Genomic DNA, 8,024 nt, shown 5'->3' on the forward strand with positions numbered 1-8,024 from the left:
TGACGTGGTTTAATGGATTCGACTACCCCAGTTAAGAGATAATCAACTTAACTGGAGATCGATAATGACAAAACGTAAAAAGTATTCCAAAGAATTTAAACTTGATGCCATCGCATTAGTTGTTGAGCAAAACTACTCTCAAGCAGAAGCCTCTAGAAATTTAGGGGTAAATCCCAACATGCTTGGTCGGTGGATAAAAGAAGCTGAAAATGATGATGGGCAGGCTTTTAGAGGGAATGGTAATTTGACCCCTGAGCAAGAAGAGATCAGAGAGCTAAAAGCGCAAGTGAAACGCCTAGAAATGGAGCGTGAAATATTAAAAAAAGCGACGGTCTTCTTTGCCAAAGAAACGAAGTGAAATACTCGTTCATAACCCAATACAAGAAGACCTGGCCTGTGGCGGTAATGTGCCGAATACTGGGTGTAAAAAGTAACAATTACTATAGTTATCAAAAGCGATATTCAACTAAATCAGAGGATCCAACACATCAAGAAATGATTGATTGGGTCAAGGACATAGCGCACTTCAGTGATAATACTTACGGTGAAAGGCGTATTCAGAAAGTCTTAAATGCACTCGGTTTTCCGGTGAGCCGTCACAAAACAGCACAGTTAATGAAAGAGGCAAATGTCTGGGTGCGTTATAAAAAGAAATACAAAGTAACAACGAATAGTGACCATAACAAGCCTATTTATCCCAATGTACTTGAGCAAAACTTCAACGTTGAAGCCGCTGATCAAGCTTGGGTACAAGATATCACTTATGTTTGGACTGCAGAAGGTTGGTTATATCTGGCGGTAGTGATTGATTTATATTCGCGTAAAGTCGTTGGTTGGAGCATGGGCTCACGAATGAAAGCGCAGCTTGTCTGTGACGCACTGACTATGGCGATGTGGCAACGCCAACCCAAAGCAGGGTTGATTATCCATTCAGATCAAGGGGTTCAATATGCAAGCCATCAATATCGTAGATTGCTCAAGTCAAACGACTTCATTGGTAGCATGAGTAAGAAAGGTTGTTGCTGGGATAATGCTGTTGCAGAAAGCTTCTTCGGTAGTTTGAAGCAAGAGCGCGTGCATTGGAAAAATTACCCAACGCGTTATGAAGCTCAACAGGATGTAATGAATTACATCTGCATGTGGTACAACAGTCGTCGCTTACATTCGTACTTAAATTATCAAAGCCCAAATGACTTTGAAGAACGAACCGAAACATTAGATATGGTTTCTTAACTAGGGTGACTGAATTTAGTTGACCACGTCATATGTTCAAACAGAGCATCACGGTAAGCAATAATCGCTTTGGATTCATAACTTTCATAGGCACCAATCATAGTAACTTTTTCAGGACCAATTAGCTTATTAGGTCTTATTTTGTGAATGTGTTTATTTTGAATATTATAGTGTTGATAGTAATAAATAATCTTCTTTTGTACACTCAACAAATTGATTCTTATATCACCCTTCCTGTACTTCACAAATGTTTTGAAATTATCAGGTTCGACGATATTAGGTAACACACTACTCTTCATTATTAGGACCATTTAAGCTCATAAAATAACTCTTCGCGCTAAAATCTAGTTTATTTCCTAAAATTAATTCCAGCTTATCCAATGTTACACCTTTTTTCTTAAACTCTTCAAGGGTGTCAAAGAAACTCAAATCATCAAAGTCAATTTTAAATATCTCACTGATTATTGAGCTAAAACCTTGACCTAACGTCTCCGAATTAGGTTTTTTAACTCTAATATTTGTGCCGACTTCAGTCATTATATTAATGAACTTTGAAGGTGTTTCCTGAATAATAATAGGTGAGTGAGTAGCCATGATGCAGTATGATTTTGTATAATCTAATAGTTTTTTTATACAATGATAAAAATTACTAACACCTTGCGGATGCAAGTAAGTTTCTGGCTCATCAATTAATACTAAATCGTCTTTTTTTACTGATGAAAGGAAGTCCGTAATCGTTTTAACTAAAATCTTTTGACCACTACTAAAGTTATCATAATTATCGATTACTTTTTTAGGGTCACCAGTTACTACTTTCCAACCAAGGCATGTTTCAAATATCTCTGATATGAAATCAAGTTGATTGTTTTTAAGAATCTCATTGTAACTTTTGTTTAATTCTTTCTTTGTTTCTTTGTGTGATTTGAGTACGACCTCTTGTTTACCATCAATATTAACTAACTTCCTAATCCCATAAAACTTATACGGTATCAGGCCAGAGCTAATATTAGTTTTAGAAACTTTACCACCGTTTAATTGAGATAAATCTTTAAACGTATCGAAAGGACTGTATGAGATAACATGAACGTCACCAAATAAAGAGCTATGGTCATGTTTTGTAATTTCCCCCTTATTTTCAATCCCCATACCGGATAATGTCAAAGCTAGATTGGATAGGACTTGAGATTTACCACAAGCATTTTTTCCAACCAAAACATTAATTCTAAATGGTAAGATTTCTTCTCGCGCAAAATTAAAACTCATCTCAGTAGACTCTCGAGAGTTTAATAATTGAACATTGTATTTAAAAGAAAAATCATCCTCCTTTTTTTGGGGGACTGTGACTTGGCTAGAAAAGATCACCTTTGCTTCATTTAATAGCTTTTCCGCCATGCTAGAACGTAATAAAGAAGTACTAAACCCTACTAAACTTGAAAATTTCCCTCGAATCGTATCACTTACAGCGCAATCATTGAGATCTTCAAGCATGCATTCTAAATTCAACCTTTTTATATTTTTATAATACTCAGAAGTCTGCCCTAAACAGCAATAGTGTTCGCTTAATTCGTTAAACTGATGTTCCTTGAAATCAGTATAACCTTCAGCATCGCCATCATGCATGATTTTAGCGTGACCTATAGCTTGACCACCTTCTTTCTGAGATGGGTAATACATTAACTCTAATGTCGTCTTATAGCCAAAATCATCCCAACTATCACGCCTTAGGACAACTGCTGGGTACTCTTCAATTTCACTGACTTTAGACTTTGATGTAAAGAGATAATATCTCACAAATCTTTCCTTTTACCTTACGTTAATTAGCAATGTGGCTTTAATATGCATAACGTCTTAGTAAGAAATTAAACAAGACAGCCACTATAATTGAACAGCAAAATTTAGGATGGGTGTCACTGTTCTGCTTTCCCTACAAAATTTGATATTTATCCTTTCTTAAGGTAAATGCGGGTATCGTCCCCTCTAGTACTTCTACAATTTGCTCATTAATAATAGCTTGCTCAATACCACCAGAAATAAAAGTAAATTTATTCCCGGATTCCTTATCAATATCAACTTTAATAACTTGCTCAGAATCAGCTACAACAGCTAAATTGGGATTGTGAGTAACCATTATTATCTGTCTGTATTTTTTAGCCTCTTTAATATAAGGTACAAGCACTTTAGCTACGCTATTATTATCTAAATTATCTTCAGGCTGATCTATTATCAGAGGAACTTCCTCTTTATCAAGCACCAAATAAAACACTAAAAGAAGTGCTCCTTTTTCGCCTGGTGACAGTTGATCTAAGCTTTTATTTTTTTGCTGTAGGTCATAAAACGGTTCAAGAAAGCTTAACCCGAAAATATAAGAATATAGCTCTTCTCTATCCTTAGTAACACCACCGATGAAAGTCTTTTCTATACCCGTAGAGCTTGGTCGCTTATCAAACTCCAAATATTCAATTACTTTTGTTAAAAAATCAGTAATACCATCTGGTTCATTCCAGTCTATAGGAGCAATGAGCTCATCCTGAAGTAAAGTTAATCCATCTTCACTACCATAAAAAGACCCTATTTTATTTTGTTTTATATTCCTCAAAAGGGAGTTTTTGAACTCGTTTGAGCAGTAGAAGGAGCTTGCGATACTGAGACCTGAAACGTCAGATTCAGAAAGTTTCTTAGATATTTCTACCTTTACTTCATCATAAAATGATTTTATTTCTGCTTTTTTAGAAAATATTTCAATAGACTTAGTGATTCTAGACTCTCTTAATATCCTAAGTTCATCATTTAGTTCAGTATCTAAATACTGTAATTTCCCTTTGATATAATTTAAGCTATCAATAGCTTCAGCGTTACCTTCAATTTCGGTTTTTCTTAGCACCCACTCTGAAAGAGCATCCAAGTAATCTTGGTAAATCTTTTGTTCGCCAGTGAAGTCTGCTTGTATTTCTTTAATTTTAGCTTTTAAGAATTCAACCTTCGTAGCCAGATTAAGTGAATCATAATCTTTTGTCTCCCAACCATCTTGAACCAAAATTAGTTCAGCATCGGTCATATTTGATGCTTTTAATTCCTTAATTTTAGAGTCAATGATTTCTTCTTCGTATTTAACACTGATCACCTTAGTTAAATCAAAACCACATTTTTCAGAAGTATTCTGACCATCAGTAATAGTTAAAATTAACTCATTATATTTATTCTTTAAGTCTCGATTTAATTTATCAACTTCAACAATTAAAAGCTTTCTATCTGCAATGTTATTCTTGATCAATTCAATTTCAGCTTCTATAGCCAACTTAGAGGTATTAAATCCCTTAAGAGCAACTTTCTTTTGTTTAGTTACTTCAGTTTCAGCTTGTTTAGAGGGATCTTCTATAGCGATAGGTTTAGAAGAGCAGTGGACATTAAGTTCTTCTTCTTTTATTTTCTTTTTGCTAAGTAAACTTTTTTTGAACTCAGGATCTGTTTCATTTTCAAGTTGTATAATTTCATCATTTAGCTGAAGTACTTTCTCTTTTATATGATGTATTTCTTTTTCCGCAGATGCTTTTTTCAACCCTATCAGTTCTTGAAAGGATACCTTTCCCATTCTTTCTTCTGAAGGGACATATTGAAAAACAACTTTCTCTATTTCTTGTCGAAAGGCATCAACTTTTCCAATTTCATTACAAACCTTTTCAAAATAGCTTTGGGGTAAATATCTAACGAGTCGTTCTTGACTCTCGTCTATGGTATGAATTAACTCACGCTTTTCTGTTTTCCCTCCGCTTTCAAATTCAAGCCAAGCACTAAATCTGTCAGCTAGACCTTTCTTTTTGAATTTGTTTTTATGCAGAAATATATAATCAAGAGAGTGTTCTGCATCTGAACACATAGCTAAAATATCAGATAACGCACTTTTACCACTTCCTTTATGACCAATAATAGTAACAAGCTCACTATTTAATGGTATTTCCAAGTTGTCAAACCAAACAGCATTTTTATCTAGTTTACCGGTTCTCTTTATATTAAGAGATTTAATATATTTAGTTTTATTCTCTCTGACTCTTTTAATAACGCTTGGTTCTTCACCTATATGAAACCTACTTTCTGGTTCATTGAGCGCATACTTTAACCCTGAAAATGAAGGTTCACCTTTGACCCATAACTTTTGTTTAATCTTATAGTTACGGATATTGTGATTGTCTGAACAGATAATCATAGGAATGTTTTTACCTATATTTGGAAAAACAAACTTTCTGTATCCATCTTGATCTGTCTCCTTTCCTAGCTCGTAGATATCGACTGATTTTGCAATTTCAGTCTTTTGAGCTGTACCATGAGGGAGAGAGTGGGTAATATTTTCCACAGAACCACTTTTCTCACCTGCGTGAATGGTAACTATTCCTCCTAAAGACTTAATTAAATTTATTGTGTCAACCAAGTCACAATAAACCTGATTTTCTCTAAGACCTTCTAAATCAACTTTATTAATATCGGTCTTATGTTTAATTTGCCCCCACACATGCGCTAAATTACAATCTTCTGAAAAAATACCTATAAAATGGACTGGGTCTTTACCTCTTGCATCAGAGAGAAATTCAATGCCCGGTAAAACCGTAATATTTTCTTGTTCACCAAGCTCTTTCAACTCATTGTATCTTTCAATATCAATAACATGGTGGTCTGTTATCGCAAATACAGATATTGAATTACGCTTCATTTCTTGTATTATTTCAAGGTTAGTTACCGTTTTATCTTTATAATCATACGAAGATGGAGTGTGAAAATGTAAATCCCACCTATTCCACTCTGATCCTTTACTTTTCATTTAACTTCCTTTGACTATGAAGATGGAATGTACATAATGTCTTAAACAACTTTTGGATATAATATCCCAAAAGGACTTTTAATAATGTTATGGGGAAAATTGCAAATAACTGTATTTGTACACAGCAATTAATTCTATTTTTATTAAACCTTACCTGTTAACTAAATGATTTATAAAATTACCACTCAGTTTTAAACCGTGAATCGTTCTCACAAGGTTTTCCATCACTATCACCATCCATTTTTGTATTCGGGCAGTTATTAATAAAAAATACCGCCTCGGCACGCGAATTCATTTGGCTGCAGTGCTGCATGCCATCACACGTAAAATTTTGCATGCTTTTTGGAGTAACGATTTTAGGAATAACGACTTTTGGATATTTTTCATCAAAGGTGGCTAAATCATCATTGGAGATAACGGGAGTTTGGCTGCTTGAGTGAGTGTTGTATTTATTAATCGCATAAAAACAAAGTGCAGCAATTAGCGCTATTGAGGCAACTTTACCTAAAAAGCTACTGGCAAAATTAGATTTAGCAATGCGGTACGGCTGTTGTTTGTGTTTTTGGTAAGGTGCTTTAAGCTCTGCAACGCCTTCTATGCGGCAGTTAATTGCTTTGGTTTTGCCGTCGGGCTGCGTTGCTACTTCAAAATAAATAGTGTCGCCAACTTTAGGCTTACGGCTCATGTGTTTGAGCGCTGATATGTGTATAAACGTGTCGTGTTCTAGGGTGTCTGATTTAATAAAACCAAAACCTTTGTCTGTTTTCCACGTCTTTAACAATCCTTTGTGCATGTATCCGCCTATTATGCTTAAACTGCGTTTTACGCAAATTCCATTTAATTAACACTTGTTATTATACGTTCCTAAATTAAAACCATGCAACCAATTATTCATATTGCGTTAATTTTCAAGCTTTATCTATTAAACCAAATTATTAAACTAAGTTGTTAAATTCAGCTGAAAATGAACGTGATAAAAACAACTAAACTCAACCTGTTTTATTTATAATTTGCGGCCATATGTCCTTTAATTTACATCAACCACTACACACTCGCCCTTTAACTTAACAGCTTGTTTACACTGGTTTTTGTTATTAGTTATTTCTATCTGAATGATGCTTTTTTAGTATGATTTTTCATTCGTTATTTACTTAATTTATCTATACAATCCACACCTTATTTTTACGCACAAATTTCAAGTGATTATCTCATGCTATTAACGATTGTTTATATTATTGGTATTACCGCAGAAGCCATGACTGGCGCACTTAGCGCAGNTAGCCAGTGCGACCGCAATTGGTGGTGGTAGCGTTCGAGATATATTACTAGGCAATTACCCGCTTACGTGGGTTCAACACCCTGAGTATTTATTAATTACCTGTATTGCCGGTATTGTCACTACGTGGCTGGCTAAATGGGTGGTTAAATTTAAAGGTATATTTATGCGCTTGGATGCCCTTGGTTTAGCTGCCTTTAGTATTATTGGCTGCCAAGTGGGGCTTAATATGGGATTACATTACGGTATTTGTGTAGTGGCCGCAGTTGTTACTGGCGTATTTGGTGGGTTACTGCGCGATTTAATATGTCGCCAAGCACCGTTAGTACTGCATAACGAGTTGTATGCCAGCGTATCGTTAATTGTAGCGTGCTTATACCTAGCATTGCACCATTACAATATTGACGACAACATAAGCATTATTGTGAGCTTGGTTGCGGGGTACTTAATACGTATGGCATCAATACGCTTTAAGTGGCGCTTACCTACATTTAGTTTATTAGAACCCGCTAAGTAAGTAACTTAAATAAATTAAATGAGACAGGTTTGAATCTGCTAGGCAATCATACCTGTCTCCTCTTTTATTACTCTTTAATGCTCTCTATCACGATTTAACACTCACTACATCGCTTAACGCGGTTTTAGAGCCGCTGTTATTTTGCTTAAGTACGCTAAAACTGCCATCGGTTTCTAGCACTACGGCGG

The 8,024-nt window shown here is 35.1% G+C and carries 5 protein-coding genes and 1 pseudogene; 2 read left to right on the plus strand and 4 right to left on the minus strand.

Going from position 1 to position 8,024, the window contains the following annotated elements; all coding sequences use genetic code 11:
- Positions 1–64: 64 nt before the first annotated feature.
- Positions 65–1,233, plus strand: a protein-coding gene (locus tag L654_RS0117865; protein ID WP_139016089.1) for an IS3 family transposase whose coding sequence is annotated in 2 segments (ribosomal slippage) — positions 65–341 and positions 341–1,233 — 1,170 coding nt in all. Because the reading frame shifts where the segments join, the coding sequence is not laid out codon by codon here.
- On the opposite strand, the gene L654_RS0117870 is transcribed toward L654_RS0117865, so the two are convergent.
- From L654_RS0117870 to L654_RS0117885, 4 genes are all read right to left on the minus strand, one after another.
- Entirely contained in the window at positions 1,230–1,520 is a 291-nt protein-coding gene (locus tag L654_RS0117870; protein ID WP_139016114.1) for a hypothetical protein, read from the minus strand. The two genes, L654_RS0117865 and L654_RS0117870, sit on opposite strands and share 4 nt — an antisense overlap.
- A 1-nt stretch (position 1,521) precedes the next feature.
- The gene (locus tag L654_RS0117875) at positions 1,522–3,024 is read right to left on the minus strand and encodes an AAA family ATPase (protein WP_024608650.1); all 1,503 of its coding nucleotides are present in this window, start codon (positions 3,022–3,024) and stop codon (positions 1,522–1,524) included.
- 133 nt (positions 3,025–3,157) lie between these two features.
- Positions 3,158–6,043: a TrlF family AAA-like ATPase gene (locus tag L654_RS0117880; RefSeq protein WP_024608651.1), complete on the minus strand. Its 2,886-nt coding sequence runs from the start codon at positions 6,041–6,043 to the stop codon at positions 3,158–3,160.
- A 178-nt stretch (positions 6,044–6,221) separates the two neighbouring features.
- Positions 6,222–6,836: a cold shock domain-containing protein gene (locus L654_RS0117885; protein WP_024608652.1), complete on the minus strand. Its 615-nt coding sequence runs from the start codon at positions 6,834–6,836 to the stop codon at positions 6,222–6,224.
- A 417-nt stretch (positions 6,837–7,253) separates the two neighbouring features.
- Between L654_RS0117885 and L654_RS01000000126375 the strand changes: the two are divergent.
- Positions 7,254–7,836, plus strand: a pseudogene (locus L654_RS01000000126375) (trimeric intracellular cation channel family protein).
- Positions 7,837–8,024: the final 188 nt, after the last annotated feature.

Source organism: Pseudoalteromonas sp. TAB23 (assembly GCF_000498075.1).
Taxonomy (GTDB): domain Bacteria; phylum Pseudomonadota; class Gammaproteobacteria; order Enterobacterales; family Alteromonadaceae; genus Pseudoalteromonas; species Pseudoalteromonas arctica.